This window comes from Candidatus Zixiibacteriota bacterium (assembly GCA_014728145.1).
Taxonomy (GTDB): Bacteria; Zixibacteria; MSB-5A5; order JAABVY01; family JAABVY01; genus WJMC01.
Genome location: WJMC01000141.1, coordinates 13,012 through 38,966, shown reverse-complemented (window position 1 = coordinate 38,966; position 25,955 = coordinate 13,012). Strand labels below are relative to the sequence as shown.

Genomic DNA, 25,955 nt, shown 5'->3' with positions numbered 1-25,955 from the left:
AATGGCGAAAAAACGTAAAGGCATACTGTCGCAGTTGTCTTCCCAGGCTGATATAGTCATGGGTGTGGCGGTAATCGGTATTGTATTGATACTGGTTATACCGACCGCGCCGGGGATGCTGGATGTCCTCCTGAGTTTCAATATCGCCTTCGCGCTGGTAATCCTTTTGACCACCATGTTCATCAATAAACCGATGGAACTCTCGGTATTTCCGGGACTGCTTCTGGTTGTAACCCTGTTGCGGTTGGCCTTGAATGTCGCCTCCACGAGGCTGATTTTGGGCGATGCGTACGCCGGTGAGGTGATCTACGCCTTCGGGAATTTCGTCGTCAAGGGCAACTATGTTGTCGGATTGATCATCTTCCTGATCCTGGTCATCATCCAGTTCGTGGTGATTACCAAAGGTGCCACGCGAATTTCAGAGGTAGCGGCTCGTTTCACCCTGGATGCCATGCCTGGTAAGCAGATGGCGATCGATGCCGACTTGAATGCCGGTCTTATTGATGAGCGTGAAGCCCTTAAACGGCGGGAACAGATCACTAATGAAGCAGACTTTTACGGGGCTATGGACGGTGCCTCGAAGTTCGTGCGCGGTGACGCCGTAGCTGGTATCATTATTACAACGATCAATATCGTCGGTGGTTTGATTATCGGCGCACTCCAGCGCGGGATGGACCTGAGCGAAGCTCTGACGACATACACATTGCTGACTGTGGGTGATGGTCTGGTGACCCAGATCCCGGCTTTGATCGTATCGACCTCGGCCGGCATCCTGGTGACACGGGCGGCGGCCAAGGCAAACCTCGGCGAGGATCTCCTGAGTCAGCTTTCCAATCGACCGCGTGCGATTTTGACTACCTCCGGAATCTTGTTTTTATTCGCTGTCATGCCGGGCCTGCCGACTTTGCCGTTCGGATTTCTGGGAGTGCTGATTGGCTTGTTCGGATTCCTGCTTCTGCGCACACAAAAAGCTGATAAGGCCGAGAGGGCGGCAGAGGAAGAGATCCACAAGCCTGAAGATGATTCGGAACCGCAGGCTCAGGCGGAAGATTTCCTGCGACTCGATACGCTCGAGATCGAAATAGGCTATGGCCTGATTCCTCTGGTAGACAGCTCGCAGGGCGGTGACCTGCTCGAGAGGGTGGGCATGATCCGCAGGCAGATCGCATCCGATATGGGGATGATCGTACCGCCGATCAGAATCCGTGACAATATCCAACTCAAACCGAACCAGTATATAATCAAGCTCAAAGGTGTAAAGATAGACGGCTATGAATTGATGATGGATCACCTCTTGGCGATCAATTCTGGCTCCGCTGAGGATGATCTCGAAGGCTTCAAGACTGTCGATCCGGCCTTCGGACTGAAATCCAAGTGGATCATCCCGAACTACAAGGAAATGGCCGAGATGAAGGGCTATACTGTAGTGGAGACTTCCTCAGTCATCGCCACGCACCTGACTGAAATAATTAAGCAACATGCGGCTGAAATCATGTCGCGCCAGGATGTGCAGAACCTGCTCGAGATCGCTAAGAAAGACTATCCCGCGGTGGTTACGGAAACGATCCCGGAAATTGTCAGCCTGGGCGTGCTCCAGAAAGTCCTCCAGAATCTTCTGCGCGAAAGGATTCCGATCAAGGATCTGCAGAGCATCCTGGAGACATTAAACGACTACGGACCGCAGTCCAAGGATGCTGATCTTTTGGCCGAGTACTGCCGTTTCTCGATGCGCCGGATTATAACAGACCAGTATCTAAGCCTGGACGGCAACCTGAAGGTGTTGACACTCGATCCAGGTCTGGAAAAGATATTGGCTGATTCTGTCAATATCCAGAAATCCGGTCTGAGCCTGATCCTTCCGCCCGAGCTGGGCGAAAAGGTCATCAACTCCTGTGTCAAGCAGGCGGAGAAATTCACCTCATTGGGCGAACCTCCGATCTTTTTGGTGGCCGCCAATCTCAGGCTTGCCCTGTGGAAGTTCCTGAGTCCCAGCCTGCGACAGTTAGTGGTGCTCTCTTATAACGAAATCTTACCTGAAGTAGAAGTTCATTCAATCGGAGTAGTGGAGATAGAGAATGCAGATTAAAAACTTTCAAGCTGGCTCCATGCAGGAAGCCATGCAACAGGTGAAAAAGGAACTCGGTACCGATGCCGTAATACTCAATACGCGAGTATTCGAGGACAAGGGCATACCGGGTTCAAGACCAATCAAAAGGTTTGAGATCACCGCTGGTCGCGATGTGCCCCTGAAGAGCCGCACCAAAGCGGAAGAAGACAAAAAGGCGCACAGGCTGACCAGTGAGGATCGCAGGCTTTTGTCCGATGTCGGTCTGGTGATCAGGAGATTTGAAAAAGATATCTCTTACCTGATCGAATCCCAGAAAGAGATCAAGACGCTTCTACAAGCGCCGACCGAGGCCAAACCGGTCTGTTCTTACCTGTCACGTCAGGATCTGGAGCAGGACCTGATCGCGCGTTTGTTTGCCGAAGCCACTGAAGAGGAACAGCGCAATTACATTCGCAACCTCGAGCTTCTGCGCGTCAAACTCCTGTCAATGTGTGAAAAGCCGCAACCGGTACGGATGTTTGCTACGGGTTGCCACAAGGTAGCCTTTATCGGCCCTCCCGGATGCGGGAAGAGCTCGCTTCTGGCAAAAGTAGGTGCCCGTCTGGTGTTTCAGCAAAACGTCAAGACGACACTGGTGAACCTGGATGACTACAAACCGACCGCATCGCAGGATATGGAAATCTATGCCCGGCTTCTTAAGGTTCAGCATATCGAGGAAGCCGACTGGCTCGATCCGGATGAGGAAGAAGAAAAGGAATTTAATGTCGTCCTGGCCGATACCAAGGGATTGCCATTCGGGTCCAATAAAGATCTGGACAAGATGATCACCAAGCTGGACCTGTTCAATCCGGATGAGATCCACCTCGTTCTGCCGGCCTACAGCCGCTGGTCGGAAGTCGTCAACTGGCTCGATTTCTATGAGCCGCTGGGACCGACTCAAGTGGCGATCACATTTCTGGATCAGACCCAGTCGTATGGACTGCCGTTCAATATTGCGGCTTACCTGAAGATGAAGCTGTCGTACTTCGGATGGGGCCGTAACCTGAGCAGTGATCTGCAGATTGCCAGCCTGACTCAATTGTCCGCGAAATTGTTCGAAAACCTGGAGGATCATAATGCCGAACTCAGTTAACAGAAGGTTCAATCTACCTCCTGTCTGGGCGGTTTCCTCCGGCAAAGGGGGCGTGGGCAAGTCGGTCATAGCGCTGGGCATGGCGCATATGCTGTCTTTTGCGGGCCGCAGGGTGCTTCTGGTCGACACCGACCTGGGCCTCGGGTCACAGCATATTCTGACCAACTCTGTTCCCGAAGTCACCGTTGAAAATCTCCTGGCGGGAGAATGCGCTCTTGCCGACGTGCTGGTTAAAGTCGGAAAAAACCTCGATCTTCTTCCAGCCGCCTCGGGCTTGAGCGAAAGTCAAATCAAGTATAATCCGGAAAACAACAATCTCAAACTCGCACTTTCCGGTTTGCACCAGGATTACGACCTGGTCATTTTCGATACCGCCGCCGGTATTTCCAGCCGGACCGAGAGTTTTACCTCTCTGGCCGACGAGTTTATGGTTGTAGTGACACCTGAACTGGCGTCCCTGGCTGACGGCTACGCGGTCTTGAAAAACGCCGCCCAAAATACCTCCATCCAGCAGTTCGTGCTGGTGGTAAATATGGTCCAGTCCGGGCAGGAAGGTGAAAACACTGCCGAGAAATTCAGCCGTATGGCAGATACTTTTCTCGGTCTTGAACTAAAATACAGCCTGTGGCTCCCGTATGATCAGAGCCTGCGGTCTATCCTTATGAGACAGAGCCTGTTACGGGAGGATGGCCAGAGCTGTATATTTCTTAAACATATGCAAAACGCCCTTATGGGTATTTTTGAAGATTCCCCGGCATCGGAAAAAAATAAGCCAGAGGTTAAAGAGGATAAGATAAATTCCGATTTAATGTTAAGCTCTCAGGCCCACAAATCCGATAAAAGAAATGTGAAAAAGTATGCAGGGGAACCTGGTAATAGAGTAACCAATCCATCACGCATAGTATCAAGGAACGATTCTTTATGAAAGCTAAGGAAGCAATTTGGGAGGCGTACAATCAAACCGGCTCTCCGGAAGCGCGCGACCAGTTGATCTCACAGTACCTTCCGCTAGTGAGAAATGTTGCCAGCCGGATGGCAGTCGGTTTTCCGAAATCAGTCGAAATTGGAGACCTGATCAATACCGGTGTTATCGGCTTGATAGAGGCTTTCTCCAATTACGATCCTTCGCGCGGAGTCAAATTCGAGACTTATGCTGTCCCGAGAATCAGGGGGGCGATACTGGATGAATTGAGATCGCTGGACTGGGTGCCTCGTTCAACTCGCGCGCGTACTCGAGTAATTGAACGGGCAATGGTTAAACTGGAGGCACAACTCGGACGGTCACCCAATGATACCGAGCTGGCCACCGAACTCAAAATCAGCCTGGCAGATCTGCATAAGGCCATGGATGATTCCAATTCAACCGTCCTGTTGTCACTGGATGAGATGATCTTCCGGGAAGAGGACAATCGCCAGATTCCCCGGGTCGAAACCATTCATGCTGAATCGAAGGATTCGATCCTGAACGCGATCGAAAAAGATGAGCTCAGGGCTTACCTGACAATCGCGATTTCGAATTTGACAGAGCAGGAGAAGCTGGTCATCGCCTTGTACTACTACGAGGAGTTAACTTTGAAGGAAATCGGTGAGGTCATGACGATCTCCGAATCTCGTGTTTCGCAGATTCATACCAAGGCGGTTATGAAACTGCGCGGCATGGTTCGCGAGAAGTTCGCACTGACGTAGACCGAGGAGAAAAAGATGGTCCGTCCGATCGACATATCGGATAACTTGTCAAAGACTGTCGCGGCTGAAAAGGTCAACCAGATCGAGAAGTCCGCGCCGGACGCCGCCCAGAGACAGTTTTCGCTTTCGCTGTCAGACCAGGCGGCTGAGCGACAGCGCAAGACACAGGCGTCTTCAAAGACCGACGAGGCCATCATCCATCGTGAGAAAGAGAAAGAAAAACGCAGGGAAAAGAAGAAAAAGAAAAAATCGGACAAGAAAAATAATCAACAGTTGAGCATAGACTTAAAGGCATAGGAAGATCAGGCGGACAGGTCGGCGCAATGATTTCCGGCAGATGGCAGACCGGATTAGCCGCGCCAACAGCCTGATAATAGGAGAGGTTAAGTCATGGCTACTAAAAGCATGGAAAAATCCGGAAAATCTGCGACCAAAAACCGCAGAAAATCTGCGCAGGCGAAAGCCAAAACGAAACGCACTCGTAAAACCCAAACTGAACCCAAAACCAAAAAGGGGGCGGTCAGCAGGTCATCGCCAAGATCGACGTCGAGCGGAAAAAAGAAAACACCGACCCCGCAGTCAAGCGGGATCAACAGCATTACTGAGTTAAAAAAGCAGCAGTCAGAGAAGAATCGGCATACAGCCGAAAAAAGCTTTATCGCGACCAGGTCGGCAATGCAATCCGGTGCCGCGTTAACCAGGCGCAAACCAACCGCCCGGGGTTACAACAAATATTTTAAACTCGTCACCGACCCGTCCGTGAAAACCGTGGCAGAAGATTCGACATCTGCCACAACCTATGCCCAAAAGCCAACTGTTCAGACCAGTGAAGAAGATAAGAATCAGCAGAATCTGAAATTTGCGCCGTTGTCGGCCGCCAAGCAGGAACCTGTAATTCCGGCATCGAGGAAAATTCGAAAGAAAACAGGTGATAGCAAAGCTGAGCCTGAAAACGAAACCTTTGTGTCTTCCTATACTCAACCCGAAAGTCGCTCTGTCGGTGAAGAGCAGGAGATAATCAAAAGGATCCTGGGAGAGAAGACTGCTGATAAAACTTCGCAAAACCAGGATGATCGAGAGGAAGCCCGAAATGACTCAGCGGCCGAAGCCGAAAAAACTGTAACTAATGCCACTCCGATTGCCACAGAGGACCGAACTCAGGATGAGACTGAAACCGAGACAGTCGAACTGGCCAAAGCGGAAGATGAAGCACAGTCGTTGACAGTTGCGCCAGAGGACAAGGCCGGACTGACTGCTTCTGAACTTGAAGCGTCGCTCACAAAAGAGTTAGAAGATAGTGCCGCTAAGGAGCTGGGCGAAGACACTGAAGACTCGGAAAAAGATGAGTCCGCGGTTTCAACCATTGCCAAGTGGCTCCTCAAGCTGGTCAAACCGAGCGAGGTGAAAACCGAACCGGCCAGGATCATAAGGGCCGATGACGATCCCGAGGTGAAAACCGAATCCGAAACGGAAGAAGAATCCATCCCTGAGCCGGAAAATAAGTCTGCGCCTGAGCTGGAAACTAAGCCTGAGGCTAAAGAACCCAAAACTAAAGAGCCCAAAACAGATCAAACTGATGCTGAGGTTAAATCGAAACAGCCTCCTGTTAAAGCTGATAAATCTGAGACTGATCAACCCGTCCTGATTCGCCAGAGCAAGAGCATTAAACATGAGCATAGCGACGAAGTTAAAAGCTGGCAACCCAGCCGGATTGAAGTTAGCGAGACGACAGATTATCATGGCCTCGACCAGGAGACTTACGATAACCTGACTAATGCAAGAACCGGCAAACCAGCGGTCGAGAAAAAAGTAGTTGCGAGTAAACTGCTCGATTCTGAGAGACAGGCCCGTATGGAGAAAAATCGGATAAAATCATTCAACCCTGAGAAGGTTGAAGCTTCCGAGCATGAAGAAACTCCTGCAAAAACTGATCTGGTACAGCCTGATGTCTCAAAAACGAAAACAGAAAAAGCGACATCCCTAACAGACAGCCAGGAAATTGAGCAAAAGACTGAAGCTGGTAAACAAAATAGTGAACCCGAACAAGAATCCGTCTTCGTTTCTTCAAATGAAGGCAAGCCTGCCAGGGAGACTTTGGGCGAAGGTGACCTCGATGAGGATGATTTCAATACCGATATTCAGAGATGCCGTGTCAAAAGAAAAATCCCTGATCTGATCGCACGCCTTTATCGTGACTTCGATCGCGAGCGCCATCAGGATGAAGAGCCTGAGATTGAAACAAAGCCTGCTTCCAAAGCAAAAACTGCTGATGAAGAAGCGAAAGCGAGCGAGACTAAAAAGCAGACGAAGTCGCAGTCTCGAATTGACAAGCCGTCAGCCCGACCTTCCAGAGCCTCCTCGAAACGGAGTGGCAAGGACGCTATTCCGGATGTGATCTCCCGTTTTTACAGGGAGATGTTGCCCGAGGGCGCGCAGTTGACAGAGATTCCGGAAGATGAGCCCTGGGGACCTTCCGAGCCGAAAGCGCCCCTGAAGGCGTTTGACGATGAACCCGGGAAGGCAACCAGAAAAGATAACAAGCAGGAACAGGTCAATTCTTCCCCTGAGAAGCATTCCCATAAGATGCAACCCGAAAAGACTGTTGCACGCAAACAGGCAGAAGCGTCGAAAGAAGCTCTCCAAAGCAAAGCAGTTACTGAATCAAAACCTGTGGTCAAGTCAGAAACCAGCAAAACTGAAACTGTACAACCGAAACAGCATAGTGAAACAGCGGTTTCCGGTGAAATAAAAAGAAAGCCAGAACCACAGAGAGCTGAAACCGCGGATGCAGATCTCAAGCAGAGGATTATCGATTCGCGACCGACTTTTAAACTGGATAAATCCGATTCTGCTGTGCGGGAAAAAGAATCGATCGATAAAATGGAAGAAATCCTGGCGGAAGAGAATACAGACAAGCCGGCTCATTCCACAAAAGAGATAACCGAGCAGGTCGGTACAGATCCTGTCGAAGATTCCGATCAGATAGACCCCCAGGATGATATCCCGGAAGATGCTGTCGATCTGGTGATGATGACTGCCGAGCAGGAGGTCATCGAGGAAGATCCTGATGATACTCAAAAGCTGAATGAAACGTCGGATATTCATTTCGATGAGGAAGACGACGACGATGATGACGAGATCGAGGAACTGCTGGTCAGGGCCCAGAAAGAGGCTGAACTGGAGCAGAATTCCGGAATGGAAATCGAACAGAAAGCTGAATTGGAGAGGTTAAACAACCAAACCGAAAAGCTGAAAAAATCTGAAAGTGAGTTTGAAGAGACCGGATTAGAGTCCGAGCAGTTTTCTGCGGATGGTATGGTGGATCAGCTCAAAGACGATCTCGTAACTCCGGATGATGAAGAGTTCGAGAAGATTCCGGATTCCGAAACCAGCTACTATGAAGTTAAAAGCAACAAGCCTGTAAAACCATGGTCTCTGGATGTCGAGATAGCGTTGCGCGATCTTGTGGGCAATATCGACAATCTCGACGAGTCCAGCCTCGACGAGGTGATCTATGACTGGAAGAAAGCTTATAATGAGTACTTTGACCAGGTGGTTTCCTCATCGCGCTTTCCCTATATCTGGCTTGACTCCTGCCTTGACAAATCCCATCCGACCGGAAAAATCAAGCATTATCTGGCGGTGATCGGCGCAAACGCGACCGGACAACGCAAGCTTCTGGCACTGACCGAAGGTGATCCGACCTCCGGCGAGGACTGGAAGAAGACATTGATGGACCTGGAAAAGAGGGGGCTGGCCAATCCGCGCCTGTTCGTCGGAGCACCGGACCTGGCGGCCTGGTCGGAACTGGCCAGAATTTTCCCTCGCGCAGAAAAGCAGTACTGCTGGAACAATATCAAGCGCAGGGTTTTGCGACGGATTACGGCCTCTAAAAAGAATGCCGCCTCCAAGTTGCTGGACCTGATCAGCCAGGCACAATCAAAACATGAAGCGCTTGAGCTTATCGATCGTTTCCGCGGTATCTACGGGCGTGAGAACAGCGTTGCGGTGGGAAACCTGCTGAAGTACAAAGAAGGTCTGTTGCGCTATTTCGACTTTCCCCAGAAGCACTGGAACGATATTACCATCAGCCGGCACCTGAGCACTGTGTTTCCATCCGGCGAACTCCTGGCGACGATCTACAAATACGACCGCTTCTATGAAGAATCGCTCTACCCGATCTTTATCCACCTCAACCGCACCCAGTCTAAGTGGCCTCGTCTGAAGGCGATGGGTAAGCTTCGCCAGCTTCTGGACGGTAAGAAGTTTGTCGATGGCAAGCCAGCATCAGGCAAAAAGGTCGCACCGGTCAGCCAGAAACCGAAAAAACAAAAATCTAAATCTATACTGGATACGATCTCCGATAAAGCTTCAAATTTGATTAGCAAACTGGCTCAATCTGAAACCGAAGACAGCTCCGCCAAGACGGAGAAGACATCGGAAAAACGCAAACTGATCCTCAAATCACCCGAAAAACTTCTGGGACAAGACAAATCGAATCAAGAGCTTAAGCCTGAAACGCAGGAGCAGTCAGCGGTGACCTCGACCGACCAGGTGTCCTCCGAGGACATGGCCAGATTCCTGTTGGATCTTCACAAGAAACGCTCCGAAGGGGCTGTCCAGCCCAGATTGAGACTGGATAAACTGGCCCAACTGGCCGAGGAAAATAAGAAGAAGAAGGCCGTTTCCGGCCTGGAAAAGGAATTTCTGAAAGAACTCAATAAACGCAAGATGTCAGTAAAGCAATAGAAGGAACGTGTTATGAAAAGCAATGACTCACCCGTATATTTATCGAAATGGGAATGCCCGGTCTGTGGTGGTAAAAACGAGCATAAGACCCTTCGTATGGGAGCTTATATTGAAGAAGGCCGGGATACCGATTTTTGCCCCAAGAAAAGAACCTGGAAAAACCCCAACTATCAGAAGTTCAACCCGCTCTTGTTCTTTATGGCAACCTGCGCAGGGTGTCACTTCACGAAGGAGTTTACAACCAAGTTCAAGGATTGGAAAAGTGACTCAGCTTTTCGTAACTACAAACAAAAACCACTGCAGGAAAAACATCAAAACGAGGTCAAGCGTAAAAAGAATATTATCAAGCTCTTAGGCGAAAACCTCGATGGTGAAAAGTATCCTTTTCAGACAGCTGTCAATAAAATCCTGTTGGGAATATACGACGAAAAATTCAATATGAAGTTCTCGAACCTCGACCTGGGGCGCTATTTTCTCCGGATCGGCTGGCTGTTCCGCGAAATTTCGGATGGTTCCAGCCAGAATACCAGCCAGCTGGCCAGTCATGCGATGAGAATCGAGGATTTGATCTACCGGATGGGATCCCAGTACGAGCAGATCAGAGCCGGAGCTGAGGATTTGAAAAAAGCCACAGATAACTTCATGAATGACAGTTCTTTCCCGGATGGCGACAACCGGGCCAGCTTGATGGAGCAATACCAGAAGGGATTTGAAGAAATGAAGGCCGCCCTCGAAAAGCAAAAGGGCGCGGTGGTCACCTTCAAAGGCAGTCTGGGATTATCGACTGATGTCATGAACAGTCATACGGATTCAGCTTCCCCTATGGATCAACCTTTCATGTCATTTGATTCTTATCGCAATTTCCTTCGTGAAGCCAAATCGATGTGGGTGGAAGTTCCATTATCTGAGCAGGAGGCGCTTAAATCCGCTTCTGATTATTACAAGGCCGCTTATGAAACCGGTGGTGAAATTTCTCATGGCAACCAGTCTATCCAGGCGGTGTACCTGATCGCTGAACTTTCACGACGCATCGGCAGTCATGATGAAGCCAAAGGATATTTCAATACAGCCATCAAGCTCGCCCAGGAATATATCCATCAGAACAAGGGCGATAAATCCCGCACCGCACTGGCGCGCAAGATATTCGAAATGGCTATGGAGCAGGGAAAACTTAACCTCCAGGAGGCAAAACAGACAGCCAATGAGCCCGCTTGAAACACGCACCATAGGGGAAAACATCAAACTGCAACTCTGGGAACGCCTTGAGCTCCAGTGGGGCAGTGACGAAAGCAAGGGTATATACTCCGCCCGCGTGGAGGATATGCGTCCGGAAGGGATTATGATCGATCGTCCGATATGGATGGCCGGTGAGCCTTCCTTCGATGTGATGGAACCGTTTCTGGTTACTATCTTCCGCGAGGACGGGGCATATCGATTTAAAACATCGATTATCAATAGCCTGTCGGAAAAAGGCAGAAGATACTATATAGCCGGGTATCCAAAATCTGTCTACCGTCTCCAGAGACGGGGGGACTGCCGTGTGGATGTTGATTTCAGCGTAAATTTCATAATCCTGACAAAGTACCTCGAGGGCGAGTACGAAATCGATGATTTGAAGGAATATTCCGGGATAAGTATTAACCTCTCGGCCTCCGGAATACTGTTTGAATCTAAAAAAGTGCTGGGGGTAGATGATCTTCTTGCAGTATCCCTCATTGATGCGGAGATGAGGATCCCTCATCCAGTTTTGGGAATAGTCAGGAGGCTGGTAGAAGCGGAAAGGGACGATCGAATCCGAGCCGGTGTACAGTTTATACCGCTTGAGGATTCAGCCAAGATTGTTAAACCGGAATACCAGAAAAAGATCCCTGCTGATCTAATGAAGTTCGATTTGAAGAAGAAGCAAAAGCTTATGCAATATGTTTTTAACTATCAGGTTAAGTTGCGACAAAAAGGTTTGATTTAGGAGGACAGGTATGGCATCTCGTCAAGCCGCCCGTAGTAAGAACAAGGGGGCGCAGTCTCAGCAGAAAACCCGGAAGCCGTTTCGGGTCTACCATCACAAACGCCGGCGCTACGTTCGCCTGGATGTCGATTCGCCGATTCAATTCAAGCAGTTCGACCCTTATAAGCCGGATACTTCAATGGATGAAAAACAGCTCAGCGACGGCCGGATACTAAATATCTCCGGGGGCGGTGTGCTGATCGAATCTGACTTCCCTGTATCTGAAGAAGATTTCGTCATGATGAAATTCACCCTCTGTCAGACCGAAACCTTGTCCGGGATAATTGGCAAGGTCAAGCGAGTCGACGATGAAGACGCCGAGGAAAAGCCATTGGTCGGAATAGAATTCATGACGGTAGAACAGCTTCGCGCCGAGTTGCCCGATGATGCTATTAAAGCCCTGGGTGACAACGCCTTCAGTTTCGACGAACAGATTCGTAAGATGCTCCTAAAACATGTTTTCGCCCAAAAGCTGAGGGAGTCGAAGTGATGTTCAAAACGATTGCTATTACGATAATTGTCATAACCTGTGTCACATCTAACGCTTTTGCAACAGAGTTTATGCTCGAGGTGCAGGGACCCGAAAGAGGCTACCTCGATCACAATCTCGAGACCCGCCTGGAGTTTATACTCTCTGGAATCAATGGTTTCGATCTTGTCCTTAATGGTCATGCCCGCGATCCATACGCGCCGGTGGATTATGATCTCAAAGCACGTATCCGCAGGGCCGTCGATAACAATGTCCGCTACATCGTTCTGATCGACGTCGTTGAGGCGGATTCTAAAATCAAGTCTTCGACTTTAATTCCCGCGGTCTTCAAAGCGCACAAAAGAAAATACCGCTTTGAGGCCGAGGTGAGGGTGATAGATTCGAAACTGGAAAGAATCGTCTCCAGCGAAAGATTTTCGACTTCACGCAACGGCTCGCGCGCGCTGGCCTATCTCGATCTCGATGCCAGTGCCGAACCTGCCCTGGCGATTTCTCATCCGAGGCAGATTACTATATTTGCCGATATGGAAGCGGAAGTCGCCGAAAAGATCGCGGAAAACCTGATAGAATTTGCCCGCAGTATTCAGCCCAAAGCAGAATGATTACGCTGGCTGAATGACAACATAGAATCGGAACTCAGAGTGAGGTCATCGGATGCCGTCACTGACTCCGCTAATTCGCACCGGCAGGGAGTCTCTCAGCCTTCTGACCGGATTTCTACAGAATATTTCATTACCGTGCCTGATCGTGGATGACGATCTGCAGTGTGTCTATTACAACCCGGCGTTTATTCGCTTTTTGGGTGGCTCTGAAGATAATCACGATCAATTCGATCAGCTCTGCCGGGTAGAATCCGTATTGGGATTTAAGCTAATGCCCTCTCATCGGACGGGTGGACTCTGCAGTATCGCCTCCGATGCCAATTTCCAGTTCTCCAGCCTTAAAGGTGAAAAACGCCATTGCAGTCTGAAATTCTACCGGCTCGATCTCGGGGGAAACAACCTGTGTGTCTATCTCTTCGAGGATCAGAGTGAAACAGTCAGTCTCTCGAAACAGCTAACCCGCAAGAATAATGAAATATCTTTGATATCCCAGGTGGCCTCGGCCCTCGGGTCGAAGTCGAGTTTCGAGGAAATCCTGCAGATCATTCTTGTGGCCGTAACAGCGAGAGAAGGGCTCGGATTCAATCGTGCCATGCTGTTTATGTATGACGACCGGGAAAACTGCCTGATGGGGCATTCCGCGATTGGACCATCAACACCCAGCGAAGCCGGCAGGATCTGGGAATCATTGCCTGACGAGGGTAAAAGTCTCGAAGAAATTCTCAACCAATATGCCGGGATTCCCGGTTATTCATCGGAAGGACTGGCTAAAAAGATACGTTCCGTGAAGATTCCACTGAAGACGGGCAGCAAACTGCTCGAATCTGTACTGTTCGAAAAACGGGGTGAAATCATCTGCGCCGTTGACTGTCTCTGCGAGCTGGATTGCAGGGGATGCCTGCTTCATGACGCAGGTGAATTCGCGGCCGTACCTATGGTTACCGGCGACAACGTGCTGGGTGTGATCGTTGCCGACAACCTGATCACCGCCCGTCCGATTTCAAGCGGGGACCTCTCGCGTCTGAAGACATTTGCCGACCAGGCCGCGGTGGCAATTGAGCGTAGCCGCCTGTACGAAAGCCTGGAGGCAAATTTAGTCGAACTCGAGGCTACCAACCAGAATCTGATCAACGCCCAGGATGAATTGTTGAAACTCGAAAAAGTCTCGCTCTGGAGTGAATTGACCTATGATATCGCTCATGAACTGCGCAATCCGGCTTCGATAATCGGGGGGTTCGCTGCCCTCATGCAGAAATCAAACGATCTGCCCGAACATATTAGAGAACAGTCTGATATTATCTTTGCCGAATGCCAGAGACTTGAAAAAGCCATCAATACGGTGCTCGATTTCTCGAAATCATTTTCACAGGAAAAGTCTGATTTCAATCTCCCGGCTTTGATACGTGAAGTGCTGGAATTGATGAACGCGCGCTTATTGAACCTTAACGCGCTAATAGATCGTTCATTTATGGAACATGATTTCAAGGTGAATGCCCGGCGCGATCAGATCAAGTTTGCGATGTTCACAATTTTGTCACTACTTTCAGAGAAAGTTAATCCAGATCAAGCGGTTAATATTGGATTTCATACTGCCGATAAATCTATTAAAGCCGTAATATGCCCACAAGATACGGAAAACTGCAATAATGATGTACTGGCAGGTTTGGTCAATCCCCGTGTGGGCAGGCATGGACTGAAACTGAACATGGCAATCGAAGTCATACATTACAATGGCGGCCAGGTCGGAGTGGAATCGGGTGATACAGATATGAGCAGCCTGTTTCTGCTTTTGCCGCAAGCGAGGTGAACAATGGCCAGGGTGCTGGTTGTCGATGACGAGGAAAATATCCTCAAACTGTACAAAATGGAATTAACTTCGGAGGGTTTTGATGTCGATCTGGCATCCTCCGGCGATCAGGCTCTGGTGAGGCTCGAAGAGGGCCTTCCAGATATCATCGTTTTGGATGTTAAAATGGATGACAAGGATGGCCTGGAGACATTGTCGCAGGTAAAACAGAAATACAGCGACCTGCCCGTCATCCTGAACACGGCTTATAACACTTATAAGAACAATTTCCAGTCCTGGCTTGCAGAGGACTATGTAATCAAATCGGCTGACCTGAGTGAGTTAAAAAACAAGATAAGGGAGATCCTCAAGCTCTGATGGAAGAAACAAGAAAAACCGCGCCGCCGCCCAGAGGCCAGTTGAAAGACCTGGTCGAACTGGTCGAGGAAATTCGTATGACCGCTCTTAACCTGGCGATCGCCTCGGCCAAGTTTCATCCCGATTCACCCGGTCTCGATGCCGCCAAGAAAGATCTTACTGAGCTGGTGACGACTTCTTTGGAATCTGTCAACCAGTTAACAAAATTTCTGGGACTGGTGGGTCTGGAACGAAAATCTGAACCGTGCGACGACGATGTCGACCATGAAGCTTTAGAAGAAAACCTGAAAAACATACTTGATTTTGTCCAGAGAATCAGCAAAAATTTTCTTCAGGCGCGTGGTTTAAAGTAGACTGTTGGATATAGTAAATACTCCCGTAACGCTAAATGCAAAATCGGCGAGTTATTCGGCAAAGTTGACTAAGCAATAAGGTTTATGTGCCGATAAATTAATCATAGATGGTGTCAAAGGAAGTAAGTCCATTGATCGATAAAATTGTGATACTGGCGGCCTCCCTGGGGGGACCGCCCCTGGTAAATGATATCCTTTCGGGATTGGTGAAAGATTTTTCTATGCCGGTAGTTGTGCTACAACAGATGGAGTCGGATTTCTCCGAACCGCTGACAGCGGCCTGGAGCAAAACTTCGGTTCTGAAGACGGTTCGCCTGCAACAGAGGAGAAGCATTTACAATGGTGAAGCCTATGTGATACCTTACGGTATGTGCCCGATGTTTGAGCGCGAAGAAGATTTATTGAGCGCGCATTCGCAAAGATGCGGGCAGGAAGGCGATGTGTCCTTGCAATGGGGAAGTTGTTTCAAGAACTGCGCAGACGTGTTCGCCGGGCAGGTGATTCTGATCATGTTGACCAATGCCGCGTTGAAAACCGAAGAGCTGAAAAACGACCTGCTATCTTTGCAAAACAGTGGTGGCACAATAGTATACTGCCGTGAATCCCAGGAAGTTTCAGGATCGTTTTCGTCCGAGAAACCGCCGGTTTCCGGTTACCTCGAGATGGAGATCGATCAGATAGTCAGCTATTTAAACAAGCTTTCGGCATCACCATATCAGGTACCCGAAGCTATTCCAGATTTTCGAAACGGGTAGATTCAACAATTCCGGAGGTTAGATGAAAGAGGAAGTAACCATACTGGTTGTCGATGATGAGGAGATGATGCGCGGGTTGCTGTCCAAGATTCTTGAAAAGGACGGCTACTCGATTTTGTCAGCGTCTTCCGGTGCTGAAGCTTTAAAGATAATCGATGAAGGCAAAGTTGATTTAGTAATAACTGATGTTAAAATGCCCGAGATGAACGGTTTTGACCTGCTGAAACACATCAAGGAAAAAACTCCCCAGATAGGAGTCATTGTAATGACAGCCTTCGGGGACGCCTACACGGTCAGAGACGCTCTCTTACTCGGCGCGGATGAATACATAACCAAACCGTTTAAGAGCTTTGAGATCACTATGGTGGTCGAAAGAGCATACTGGAGAATCATTTCTTCGCGTTCGCGCGAGGGATCAACCGTGAAGTGATGTTATGGGTAATTCAGAAGAACTGACCAAGGAAGAACGACTAAAAAGGGGCATCAAAGTAGCCGTCGCTTCCGATAAGCTCTCGGCCACAGTAGAGTTGCGTTCAGCGGAACTGGCTGATTTGACGATTGATTCGAGTGATGTCATGAGAGCGCTGACGGCGGCAAATGTGAATTTCGGTATCAAGCAGGAAGCCATCGATGAGATGGTATTGGCCAAACAGTACGATGAAAAACGTGTTGTCGCCGAGGGTAAGGCGCCGGTGCACGGAGTCGATGCCACGATCGAATACTGCTTTGAAAAAGACCGCAAGATCGCGCCCAAAGAGGGTGAAGACGGTCGTATCGACTACCGCGACATGGATTTTCTGCAGAACGCCGAACCTGGCCAGGTGCTGGTCAAAAAGACTCCTGCAACAAAAGGAACTCCGGGTAAATCTGTCCTGGGCGCTGAGCTGGCCGCCAAGCCTGGGAAGGATTCCAAAATTTCGAAGGGCTCCAACACAGAACTGTCAGCCGATGGCCTGACTCTGTCTGCCACTGAGGCCGGAACAATTGTCAGTACCGGATCGGTCGTAAGTGTACAGCCCGTAACTACAATAAACGGCTCAATTGATCAGTCGACCGGCAACATTACCTGCAAGGGGACGTTGAAAGTTACTGAAGATATTAAATCCGATTTCAAGGTCGAAGTCGAGGGTGATCTCGAGGTCGAGGGTAATGTCGAGGATGCCGAGATCAATTGTAAGGGTGAAGTTGTCATACGAGGCGGATTCATCGGCCGTGGCGACGGCGTAATAAATTCTGCCGGCAATGTCACAATTAAGTATATTCTCAATCAGACTATCAATGCCGATGGCGATGTCACTATCGGCGGGGAAGCGGTCAATGCCCATGTTCATGCCAAAAACGAGATTAATGTGCTTGGTCAGAAGGGTAAAATTGTCGGCGGTACGAGCACGGCGCGCAAGCTGATAAAAGCACCGGTTCTGGGCGCAGATGCTGGTACCAAGACCGTTCTAAAGGTCGCCTATGACGCCAAGCTCATGAAGGAAATCAAGGATATCGACGGCGAGATGGAGCGTTTGCAGGCCGATGGCAGTCGTGTCAAGGAGGCATTAGTCGATCTCTATAAACTTAAACTGTCGAATAAGCTTCCCAAGAGTAAGGTCGAAGTCTTCAATAAACTGGACGCCTTCAAGCGTAATCTTCCGCAACAGCTCGAGGCTCTCAAACAGCGCAAAATAGAACTCAAGGAGAAATTCAAGTCGCTGATCAAGGCCAAAATCGTTGCCGAGTTACAGGCCTTTCCCGGAGTCCAGGCCCATATCGGGATCAAGTACAAGGAACTCCAGTCCGAACGAGGCCCGACCCTGTTCGAATACTATGATGATAACATCATGGCGGGGCCGTACGATAAGGCCACTTTCGAAGCCCAGCAACGTAAAGAGGCCGTCGAGGAAGCCAAAAAAGAGCAGGAAAAATCTCAGGCTGAAACTGCCAAAAAGAGCAGTGCTCCCGCTTGATAAGATATTAGCCTGGGAATCTTAATTTTATCCTATGCTATCCATGGCCGGATAGTCTAATCATTCCTATTCGAGTCTTCTCAATTCTGTTGCCTGACAGGCAATTTCTATTTATATTAGTGTTTTGTTATCGGTTTGCGGCGGTAGTTCAATGGTAGAGCACCAGCTTCCCAAGCTGGTTGTTGCGGGTTCGAGTCCCGTCCGCCGCTTTGTTATTTTGTGATATGTTGAAAATCAGCAAGTGCGAAATATATGAACCACAGCTCGAACCGGGCGATTGCCTGGTTGCGATCAACGGTAATCCAATAAATGACCTGCTCGATTTCAAGTATCATTCGACAGATGATTTCCTGAAATTGCAGATTCGTAAGCGCGATGGTTCGGAGGAGGAGATTGAGTATGACGCTTCCGAGTTCGGGCCTCTCGAACTCGAATTTGAACCGGATCCGATCAAAAAATGCCGCAATAAATGTATCTTCTGTTTTATCCACCAGTTACCCGGAGGTTTGCGTAAAAGCCTCTATCTCAAAGACGAGGATTATCGTCAGTCGTTTCTTCATGGAAACTACATAACCTTGACAAATCTGAGCGAGGCCGATTTCGAGCGGATTATCGAGATGCATTTGTCGCCTTTGTATATTTCGGTTCATTCCACTGACGAAAAACTACGCGAATATATGCTGGGAAAAAAGAATCTGCCCCCGCTCAGACCTCAGCTTACAAGGCTGATATCGGCCGGAATCGATTTGCATACGCAGGTGGTGTTGTGCCCGGGAATCAACGACAAAATCCACCTGGAGCGGACGGTTACGGATTTGTCGCGGATGTATCCCCATCTGAGTTCAGTCGCGGTCGTTCCTGTCGGGCTGACAGCTCACAGGAAATATCTGCCCGAGCTGGATCCGGTAACACCTGCAACAGCGGTTTCAGCATTGGACCAGATCGAAAAAATGCAATCTGCTTTTCAGAAGCGTCTTGACTGTCGCTTTGTTTATCCGGCCGATGAGTTCTTTATTCTGGCTAAAAGGGAGATCCCATCCAGAGGATACTACGATGGCTTTCCCCAGATCGAGGACGGGGTGGGGATGCTCAGGCAATTGCTTTCAAGCAGGAAACTGCCGGCAATACACCTGACCAGGAAACTGCGCGCGGTTGTGGTGACGGGGATGCTCATGGAAAAACTGTTGCCTCAGGTCTTGGCTCAAAAACTCGAGCGAATCGAAAACTTCGATATCGATGTGTCGGCGGTCGAAAACAAGCTTCTGGGGAATTCGATCACTGTGTCAGGACTTCTGGGAGGTGAGGATATCTATCGCAACCTCAAAAAGCAAAAATGTTGTTATGATGTTATCCTGTTGCCTCCAAACTGTCTCAACAGCGAGGGGAAGTTCCTGGACGACTGGACTCCTGAAGATATTTCCGCCAAGTTAAATATACCGGTGGTGGCAGGGTGCTATTCTCCGTATACTACCTGCATGCCGATTCTGAGGAGGTACAGCTGATGCCGTTACCACTGGTGGCGATAGTTGGTCGACCGAATGTCGGTAAGTCGACCATGTTCAACCGGATTATCCGCGACCGTCTCTCGATCACGGATGACCAGCCGGGTGTGACTCGTGACCGTATCTACAGCAAGGGCGAATGGAACGGCCGCGAATTCAACTTGATCGATACGGGAGGATATGTCCCCAAATCTGAGGACCTGATCGAGACGATGGTGCGTGAGCAAGCCGAGGCCGCAATCGAGGAAGCCGACCAGATAATCTTCATTGTCGATGCCCGGGTGGGACCTACCGATCTCGATCGTGAAATCGCTGTCAGGCTCTTAAAGCAGGACAAGCCGGTTCTCCTCGTTGCCAACAAGGCCGATAATCCCGATCTGGCTATCGATGTCTATGAGTTCATGAACCTCGGATTGGATGAGCCACAGCCTATATCCGCCGCGAATGGTCTCAACCTGGCGGATATGCTCGATCGACTGACTGAATTAATGCCGGAACAGGTTGACGAGCCTGAATCGGACAAGCTCAAGATTGCGATACTGGGCCGTCCCAATGTCGGTAAATCCTCCCTGGTTAACTTTCTACTCGGGTGCCAGAGGCAGATAGTCACAGATATTCCCGGCACGACCCGCGACGCGGTCGATCTTGCGGTCCGTTTCGAAGACCGCGAATATATACTGATCGACACGGCCGGGCTCAGGCGCAGATCGAGAATCAAGGAAAACCTCGAGTACTTTATGACCTTGAGGACAATCAAGGCACTCGAACGCTGTGATGTGGCCATGCTCCTGATTGAAGCCCAGGAGGGTCTCCTGAACCAGGATGTCCAGATTATCAACCAGATCATGAAAGCGGGCAAAGCGCTTGTGCTGTGTGTTAACAAGTGGGACCTGATTGATGCAGGTCAGGATATGGCCGATCGATATCGGCAGGCCATCTACAACAAGATTCCGACCTACAGGTTTATACCGATTATGTTCATGTCTGCTTTGACCGGCAGGAAAGTCATGCGCATGTTTAAGTTTATGCAATATGTCGATGACGAACAGAATAAACGCATCAAGACCTCCGAATTGAACAAATTTTTGGAAAAGACAGTCGCCCGGAAACATCCACCGGCGGTGCAGGGCAAGCATATCCGCCTGCTTTACATAACACAGGTCGACATCAAACCCCCGCGTTTCATAATTTTCTCTAATTTCCCCAAGCTGATAAAAGATGATTATCAGCGATACCTCGAGAATCAGCTTCGAGATCACTTCAAGTTCGAAGGTGTGCCGATCAAGATAATGTTCAAACTGAGAAAGAGTGACCGCAATGACTAACCTGTTCGGTTTGACAGAGACTGAACTCGAAAAGTTTGTCCTCGACAAAGGGTACAAAAAATTCGCCGGCAGACAGTTGTTTCAATGGATGTACCAGAAAGGCCGTTACGATTTCTCAGATATGACCAACCTCTCCAAGGGATTCAGGTCCGAGCTGGAAAACAACTGCCATGTCAGCCTGCCTGTGGTAGAAAAAGTTCAAAGATCAGCGGACGGTACGATCAAGTATCTCTTTCGTCTCGGTGATGGCGATTGTGTCGAAGCAGTCAAGATTCCCGAATATGACCGCCTGACTTTGTGTATTTCCTCGCAGGTCGGATGTCCGCTGGGATGTCAATTCTGCAGAACTTCCGGTATGGGATTCATGCGTGATTTGGAGGTGGGTGAGATTCTCGCTCAGGTGGCTGTTATCAGGGCCGGGCTGTCATCTGAGGAACGGATTACCAACCTGGTTTTCATGGGGATGGGTGAGCCGTTTCTGAACTACGAAAATATCAAAAAGGCTGTCGAAATACTTCGTTCTGAAAAAGGCTTTGGCATCGGTTACCGCAAGATCACGATCTCGACTTCCGGGCATGTCGACGGCATCTACCGCCTCAGCGACGATTTGCTCAAAATCCGTCTGGCAATCTCGCTCAACTGCGCTGACCAGGATGTGAGGCGAAAATTGATGCCGATTGCGAATAAGTACCCGTTGCCGGAACTCAAGCGCGCCGCACAGTACTATTGCGACAAGTTCGGTATGCGTGTGACATTTGAATACCTGATGCTGTCCGGGATTACCGATACGCTCGAAATGGCTCAGAAACTGGCCGAATTCATCAAGGGAGTACCCTGCAAGATAAACCTGATCAATTACAATCCAGCAGAGGATATGCCTCCCGACTTAAAGCCCTCCACCAACGAAGATCTCCTGGCATTCAGGGATTACCTCTATCCGCGTGCGCCGGCAGTCACGGTGCGCAATTCGCGCGGGGCAGATATCAAGGCCGCCTGCGGCCAACTCGCCGCTGACCGGGGATGATTTGTTTTTGCTTGACTTTGACTTCATGAACCATATCTTTAAATTAAATTCGACAATTGTCCGGTGCATGCAGCCTAACAGGGAAGGCGGTGAGAATCCGTCACAGCCCCGCTACTGTATGCGGTTACTGAAACCTGCTATCACGAAAATGTGATAACACCACTGTCAGATATGATGGGAAGGTCGGGTTTCGGGTTCGAAACCGTGAAGTCAGGAGACCTGCCGGATGGTTTGAACTTCAACCTTGCGCGGGCGAGGAGAGTTTAATCATGTCCTCCTGCAAACGACCTTACTGCTCCCCGAATCCATTCGGCATCCCGGCCTTTTCAGCATTGTTTCTATTTATTTTGTATGCTTCAGTAATGGCGGATCCTGATATATCGCTCTACGGCCGGGTCAGCGAACATGGAAGCGGCCAGCCGGTTGTCTCCGCCGAGGTGATTCTTTCACCCGACGGGTTAAGTGTGTTTACGGACCAAAACGGCCAGTACAGTTTCCATACATCGGGAATCGAGAAAGCTGTCCTGATTGTGCGCGCCGAGGGATATTACAGCCATGAGTCGAATGAGATCAGGCTCTCGCCCGGAAACAGCATCTGCCATCATGTCGTGCTCGTTAAACATCTCTATTCCCAGTCAGACCAGGTTGTTGTTTCTGATTACGATCCGGATCATGCCGGGAAAATAGTTTTATCTTCGGACAGTCCCGAATTCAAAAAGGCGGGAAATCTTGCTGACCTGCTCGATAATGTTGCGGGCGTTATGATGCTGTCGTCGGGGGCTTCCGGTCAGTCGGCCTCTATTTCAATCGGCGGAGCACCTGCCAGACAGACCGCTGTTTTTATCGATGGTGTAGCGCTCAATTCCCGCTTGACCGGGGAGGTCGACCTAAACAGAATCCCCAAGCAGATAGTCGAAAAAATTGAGATTTACACCGATGGGTCCGGTTCAGCTATGGGAGCGGGGGGATTAGCGGGTACCGTTAATATTATAACACGCCGGAACTCAAATACGGAAAAGAGTTCGTTGAGGCAGGAATTTGGCAGTTATTCCTACACTTCGACCGGCATGGATTTCGAACATCGCTTCAATTCATCGCTGTCAGTAAAAGCGCTTTTTTCTCGAACAACCTCTTCCAATGATTTCAATTATGATGATCCCAAAGAGGGGAAAGTAAAACGCTCGAATAATCACCGCCAGAGCACTGCTTTTTACGTTAATTTGGATTATATGCTCCAAAACCGTGGTGACCTGAGGCTGACTTTTTCGGAAGTTGCCTCGCAGGCGGGTCTTCCGGGTGCGGTCTATGAATTGACCGAGACTGCCGGAAAATCGGAGTCGGATCGTCGCTTTATGCTTGCAGGTAATTTCAAACTCAAACCCTGCTGGCAAATCATGGGCGGGGGCACTTACCTGCTTTCGCATCAGCATTATGCTGACCATGACTCATTTATTCCATACGACAGCAAGTACCGTGACAGCCGTGTAAATGTCTATCTGGAAAACAGTTTTCTTCTGTCGGTCGATCATCAGATCAACACAAGAATGGAAAGTGAGTTCAATCGATTCCGGCAGACCAATATGGTTAAAACCGACCAGGCACCCTTATCTGTTGAAGAGAATCGTGGTAGTTTAAGTTTAGGTTACGACAGCCGTTTCGATTTACCGCGCAATCAGGTCTTCGAGGATATCCACATTCATCTCGGTCTTTCACAGACAGTTTCCCGCCTGAACCAGCCCCTGACATCGCCGTTTTGCAGGGTCAGCCTGGATGGAGGTGCATTAAGTGGATTCAGTCTGTTCGCATCTTATTCCAATACTTATCGCGCGCCGACTTATGCTTCACTATTCTGGGGAGAAGATGCCTTTTCAGTCGGCAACCCGAACCTGAAACCGGAGAAGGCGGAAATATTTAAAAGCGGTCTCGATTACGATTTCATGTGGGGCGGGATATGGCGGTTCGGTATCGAGTATGAACATCGCTATATTCGCGACCTGATCTACTGGACCCGTCGCTTTGACGGGAAATTCTTCCCGCGCAACCTCTCCTCTGCCGTGGTCGAAAATGTCAGCTTCAACCTGCGCTGGAAACTTCTAAGCGACCTGGGGCAGATCTGTTTCGCGTTGACAATGTGTGACCCTCAGGATCGCAGTTGGGAATCGAACTATCATGACAACGATCTGGTCTTTTATCCGCGCCGGATGGTTGACTTAAGCTACACCCTGACCCCGGGCAGTATATTTTTGTCAATCGAAAATCGATGGGTGTCCAAACGGTACAGCCGTCGTGCCAACACCAAATCGCTTGATCCATACAATCTGACCGATCTGACAATCGGGATTAAGCAGGAAGTCTATATCTTTACAATACAGTTCGAAGCTTCTGCGAACAATGTCTTCTCCGAAAGCTACGAGTTACTCGAACGCTATCCACTTCCGGGCCGAAATTATTCGCTCGGAATCAATCTCACCTGTGATCTAAATAAGGGAGAAAAACAATGATACTTAAAATTTCATGTACGGCACTAATATTGTTATCGCTGGTTTCGGTTTCTTCTTCGGCCAACGAGTTGATCGTAGTAAACGGTACTGCTGAAACGCTTTCGCGTATCGATCTCGAAACCGGACAGGTCGACAATGATTTCATCCAGCTCGGTCTTGTGCCGAACCAGGTGATTTGCAGAGATAATTTCGCTTACGTGATCAATTCGACCTCGGCTGATTTGTATATCATAGCGCTTGAAAATGACAGCCTGATTGCCGAGATCGACCTCGGTTCCGGAACTAATCCGTGGTACGGCGCATTCATCGACGACAGCCTGATGCTGGTTACTAACTTCGTGGCCAATACCCTGAGCAAAGTCGATACAAAAAACCATGTACTTCTCGAAAGTTACCCGATCGGTCTCAGGCCCCAGGGGATACTGGTCTCAGAAAACAGCAGTTTTATCACGCTAAATGAGTTTGATCCAGCTGATACAACTTATGGTCAGGGGCGCCTGGCAAAATGGGATAATTCTGGCGATTCGATTTTGGTCCAGGTTAATATAGGTAAAAACCCGCAGGATCTGGCGCTCGATTCCGATGGTGAACTGTATGTCCTCTGTTCGGGAAATTATGTCGATATTCCTGCCTATATCTATGTGGTCGATTCCACAAATCTCACGGTCGTGGATTCATTTTACTGCGCCTCTGTCGCCAACACTCCCAATGATATCGCTGTCGTTTCCGGTCACAGCGGTTTTCTGGCGGGGGGGGGATGGTTCGGAAACGGGCAGGTCTTCACATTCGATGCCCACTCCAACCAGATGCTGCATGACGAGAACAATCCGCTTCTGACCTCAACCGGAGTTATCTCGGTCGTTCCCGCCACAGACAGCACGATCTTTACGGCTAATTTCTATGCCGATTATATCACTGAGCTCGATTCGGCCGGGACAATTTACAATGCCTATCCGGTCGGCGACGGTCCGCTTTCAATGGCGGTCAATGTCGTCGAACCTGAGCCTGACTATGTTTGCGGTGATGCCAACTCAGATGAGAGCGTCGATGTCTCCGACGCCGTCTATATCATCAATTTCGCTTTTGCGGGCGGAACTCCGCCAGATCCGATTGAGTCAGGTGATGCTAACTGTGACAGTTCTGTCGATGTTTCCGATGCGGTCTATATTATCAACTACTCATTTGCGGGTGGTAATCAACCCTGTGACAGCGACGGCGACGGAGAAGCAGATTGCTGAAAAAACATGTAAAACTCGATTAAATCGATAAAATTCGACCTGTAACGAGGGTTTTTATTGTTTCGGATTAGTTTGCGAGTCAGAAACCCTGAACGGCTTAACGATATGTGAAAAATTATGCGCTTTTCTATAAAATTACTGCCGGATTGTCAACTTATTTCATGAGTAGAATCGTATAAATTACCGGGAATCTATATGTAAGGGCTTAATTGTGGTTGTAAGTTTAAGCCCTGGAACAAGATACAAATACATCCCTGAACCGCCAGCTCGAACCTAAAAATCCAGACTAAACTGAGTTTGAGGCATACTATTTGCGATGTTTCACTGTGAAAGATCGAAAGCTCCTACTGAAAAATTTGGGAGTGGTGCGTGCTGGGTAACCAGCCACCTGACGTTAGAGTCGGGC

Annotated in this window: 21 protein-coding genes, 1 tRNA gene and 1 riboswitch; all 22 genes read left to right on the top strand. The window is 49.3% G+C overall.

What is annotated here, in order from left to right:
* Position 1 precedes the first annotated feature (1 nt).
* Complete coding sequence (gene flhA, locus GF404_08340; protein ID MBD3382191.1) at positions 2-2,086, top strand: flagellar biosynthesis protein FlhA; 2,085 nt, start codon at positions 2-4, stop codon at positions 2,084-2,086.
* Positions 2,076-3,200 (top strand): hypothetical protein, encoded by a 1,125-nt coding sequence (locus tag GF404_08335; GenBank protein MBD3382190.1) that lies wholly within the window; start codon positions 2,076-2,078, stop codon positions 3,198-3,200. The genes flhA and GF404_08335 overlap by 11 nt, the downstream gene beginning before the upstream one ends.
* The gene (locus GF404_08330) at positions 3,184-4,125 is read left to right on the top strand and encodes an AAA family ATPase (protein ID MBD3382189.1); all 942 of its coding nucleotides are present in this window, start codon (positions 3,184-3,186) and stop codon (positions 4,123-4,125) included. Before GF404_08335 ends, GF404_08330 begins: the two co-directional genes overlap by 17 nt.
* Positions 4,122-4,886 (top strand): FliA/WhiG family RNA polymerase sigma factor, encoded by a 765-nt coding sequence (locus GF404_08325; protein MBD3382188.1) that lies wholly within the window; start codon positions 4,122-4,124, stop codon positions 4,884-4,886. The genes GF404_08330 and GF404_08325 overlap by 4 nt, the downstream gene beginning before the upstream one ends.
* Before the next feature lie 15 nt (positions 4,887-4,901).
* Positions 4,902-5,183 carry a hypothetical protein gene (locus GF404_08320; protein ID MBD3382187.1) on the top strand — a complete coding sequence of 94 codons (282 nt, stop codon included), beginning with the start codon at positions 4,902-4,904 and terminating at the stop codon, positions 5,181-5,183.
* Positions 5,184-5,276: 93 nt separating this feature from the next.
* Entirely contained in the window at positions 5,277-9,635 is a 4,359-nt protein-coding gene (locus GF404_08315) for a hypothetical protein (GenBank protein ID MBD3382186.1), read from the top strand.
* 12 nt (positions 9,636-9,647) lie between these two features.
* Entirely contained in the window at positions 9,648-10,850 is a 1,203-nt protein-coding gene (locus tag GF404_08310) for a DUF2225 domain-containing protein (protein MBD3382185.1), read from the top strand.
* Positions 10,675-11,601, top strand: a complete 927-nt coding sequence (locus tag GF404_08305; GenBank protein ID MBD3382184.1) for a hypothetical protein — start codon at positions 10,675-10,677, stop codon at positions 11,599-11,601. Before GF404_08310 ends, GF404_08305 begins: the two co-directional genes overlap by 176 nt.
* A 10-nt stretch (positions 11,602-11,611) precedes the next feature.
* The gene (locus GF404_08300; GenBank protein ID MBD3382183.1) at positions 11,612-12,130 is read left to right on the top strand and encodes a hypothetical protein; all 519 of its coding nucleotides are present in this window, start codon (positions 11,612-11,614) and stop codon (positions 12,128-12,130) included.
* On the top strand, positions 12,130-12,732 hold the full coding sequence (locus GF404_08295) for a hypothetical protein (protein MBD3382182.1): 603 nt from the start codon (positions 12,130-12,132) through the stop codon (positions 12,730-12,732). The genes GF404_08300 and GF404_08295 overlap by 1 nt, the downstream gene beginning before the upstream one ends.
* Positions 12,733-12,784: 52 nt before the next feature.
* Positions 12,785-14,539, top strand: a complete 1,755-nt coding sequence (locus GF404_08290) for a GAF domain-containing protein (GenBank protein MBD3382181.1) — start codon at positions 12,785-12,787, stop codon at positions 14,537-14,539.
* Between the two features lie 3 nt (positions 14,540-14,542).
* Positions 14,543-14,896, top strand: coding sequence for a response regulator (locus tag GF404_08285; GenBank protein ID MBD3382180.1), 354 nt, complete (start codon positions 14,543-14,545; stop codon positions 14,894-14,896).
* Positions 14,896-15,249, top strand: a complete 354-nt coding sequence (locus tag GF404_08280) for a hypothetical protein (GenBank protein ID MBD3382179.1) — start codon at positions 14,896-14,898, stop codon at positions 15,247-15,249. Before GF404_08285 ends, GF404_08280 begins: the two co-directional genes overlap by 1 nt.
* Before the next feature lie 107 nt (positions 15,250-15,356).
* Positions 15,357-16,004: a hypothetical protein gene (locus tag GF404_08275; GenBank protein MBD3382178.1), complete on the top strand. Its 648-nt coding sequence runs from the start codon at positions 15,357-15,359 to the stop codon at positions 16,002-16,004.
* Between the two features lie 22 nt (positions 16,005-16,026).
* Positions 16,027-16,434, top strand: coding sequence for a response regulator (locus tag GF404_08270; protein ID MBD3382177.1), 408 nt, complete (start codon positions 16,027-16,029; stop codon positions 16,432-16,434).
* Positions 16,435-16,438: 4 nt separating this feature from the next.
* A complete protein-coding gene (locus GF404_08265) occupies positions 16,439-17,959 on the top strand; it encodes a DUF342 domain-containing protein (GenBank protein MBD3382176.1) in 1,521 nt (506 codons plus the stop codon).
* A 137-nt stretch (positions 17,960-18,096) separates the two neighbouring features.
* Positions 18,097-18,168, top strand: a tRNA-Gly gene (locus GF404_08260).
* A 15-nt stretch (positions 18,169-18,183) separates the two neighbouring features.
* A complete protein-coding gene (locus GF404_08255; protein MBD3382175.1) occupies positions 18,184-19,461 on the top strand; it encodes a DUF512 domain-containing protein in 1,278 nt (425 codons plus the stop codon).
* The gene (locus GF404_08250; GenBank protein MBD3382174.1) at positions 19,461-20,786 is read left to right on the top strand and encodes a ribosome biogenesis GTPase Der; all 1,326 of its coding nucleotides are present in this window, start codon (positions 19,461-19,463) and stop codon (positions 20,784-20,786) included. The genes GF404_08255 and GF404_08250 overlap by 1 nt, the downstream gene beginning before the upstream one ends.
* Positions 20,779-21,810 carry a 23S rRNA (adenine(2503)-C(2))-methyltransferase RlmN gene (gene rlmN / locus GF404_08245; protein ID MBD3382173.1) on the top strand — a complete coding sequence of 344 codons (1,032 nt, stop codon included), beginning with the start codon at positions 20,779-20,781 and terminating at the stop codon, positions 21,808-21,810. The genes GF404_08250 and rlmN overlap by 8 nt, the downstream gene beginning before the upstream one ends.
* A gap of 44 nt (positions 21,811-21,854) precedes the next feature.
* Positions 21,855-22,052, top strand: a riboswitch (cobalamin riboswitch).
* A gap of 27 nt (positions 22,053-22,079) precedes the next feature.
* Positions 22,080-24,311: a TonB-dependent receptor gene (locus GF404_08240; GenBank protein MBD3382172.1), complete on the top strand. Its 2,232-nt coding sequence runs from the start codon at positions 22,080-22,082 to the stop codon at positions 24,309-24,311.
* Positions 24,308-25,549, top strand: coding sequence for a hypothetical protein (locus tag GF404_08235; protein ID MBD3382171.1), 1,242 nt, complete (start codon positions 24,308-24,310; stop codon positions 25,547-25,549). The genes GF404_08240 and GF404_08235 overlap by 4 nt, the downstream gene beginning before the upstream one ends.
* Positions 25,550-25,955 lie beyond the last annotated feature (406 nt).

What these genes read in the sequence shown, in the direction of transcription:
- rlmN (MBD3382173.1), top strand. Translation starts at nt 20,779, where the DNA reads ATGACTAACCTGTTCGGTTTGACAGAGACTGAACTCGAAAAGTTTGTC.
- GF404_08325 (MBD3382188.1), top strand. Translation starts at nt 4,122, where the DNA reads ATGAAAGCTAAGGAAGCAATTTGGGAGGCGTACAATCAAACCGGCTCT.
- GF404_08335 (MBD3382190.1), top strand. Translation starts at nt 2,076, where the DNA reads ATGCAGATTAAAAACTTTCAAGCTGGCTCCATGCAGGAAGCCATGCAA.
- GF404_08255 (MBD3382175.1), top strand. Translation starts at nt 18,184, where the DNA reads ATGTTGAAAATCAGCAAGTGCGAAATATATGAACCACAGCTCGAACCG.
- GF404_08330 (MBD3382189.1), top strand. Translation starts at nt 3,184, where the DNA reads ATGCCGAACTCAGTTAACAGAAGGTTCAATCTACCTCCTGTCTGGGCG.
- GF404_08295 (MBD3382182.1), top strand. Translation starts at nt 12,130, where the DNA reads ATGTTCAAAACGATTGCTATTACGATAATTGTCATAACCTGTGTCACA.
- GF404_08235 (MBD3382171.1), top strand. Translation starts at nt 24,308, where the DNA reads ATGATACTTAAAATTTCATGTACGGCACTAATATTGTTATCGCTGGTT.
- GF404_08265 (MBD3382176.1), top strand. Translation starts at nt 16,439, where the DNA reads ATGGGTAATTCAGAAGAACTGACCAAGGAAGAACGACTAAAAAGGGGC.
- flhA (MBD3382191.1), top strand. Translation starts at nt 2, where the DNA reads ATGGCGAAAAAACGTAAAGGCATACTGTCGCAGTTGTCTTCCCAGGCT.
- GF404_08275 (MBD3382178.1), top strand. Translation starts at nt 15,357, where the DNA reads ATGGTGTCAAAGGAAGTAAGTCCATTGATCGATAAAATTGTGATACTG.
- GF404_08300 (MBD3382183.1), top strand. Translation starts at nt 11,612, where the DNA reads ATGGCATCTCGTCAAGCCGCCCGTAGTAAGAACAAGGGGGCGCAGTCT.
- GF404_08280 (MBD3382179.1), top strand. Translation starts at nt 14,896, where the DNA reads ATGGAAGAAACAAGAAAAACCGCGCCGCCGCCCAGAGGCCAGTTGAAA.
- GF404_08320 (MBD3382187.1), top strand. Translation starts at nt 4,902, where the DNA reads ATGGTCCGTCCGATCGACATATCGGATAACTTGTCAAAGACTGTCGCG.
- GF404_08315 (MBD3382186.1), top strand. Translation starts at nt 5,277, where the DNA reads ATGGCTACTAAAAGCATGGAAAAATCCGGAAAATCTGCGACCAAAAAC.
- GF404_08285 (MBD3382180.1), top strand. Translation starts at nt 14,543, where the DNA reads ATGGCCAGGGTGCTGGTTGTCGATGACGAGGAAAATATCCTCAAACTG.
- GF404_08290 (MBD3382181.1), top strand. Translation starts at nt 12,785, where the DNA reads ATGCCGTCACTGACTCCGCTAATTCGCACCGGCAGGGAGTCTCTCAGC.
- GF404_08305 (MBD3382184.1), top strand. Translation starts at nt 10,675, where the DNA reads ATGATGAAGCCAAAGGATATTTCAATACAGCCATCAAGCTCGCCCAGG.
- GF404_08240 (MBD3382172.1), top strand. Translation starts at nt 22,080, where the DNA reads ATGTCCTCCTGCAAACGACCTTACTGCTCCCCGAATCCATTCGGCATC.
- GF404_08270 (MBD3382177.1), top strand. Translation starts at nt 16,027, where the DNA reads ATGAAAGAGGAAGTAACCATACTGGTTGTCGATGATGAGGAGATGATG.
- GF404_08310 (MBD3382185.1), top strand. Translation starts at nt 9,648, where the DNA reads ATGAAAAGCAATGACTCACCCGTATATTTATCGAAATGGGAATGCCCG.
- GF404_08250 (MBD3382174.1), top strand. Translation starts at nt 19,461, where the DNA reads ATGCCGTTACCACTGGTGGCGATAGTTGGTCGACCGAATGTCGGTAAG.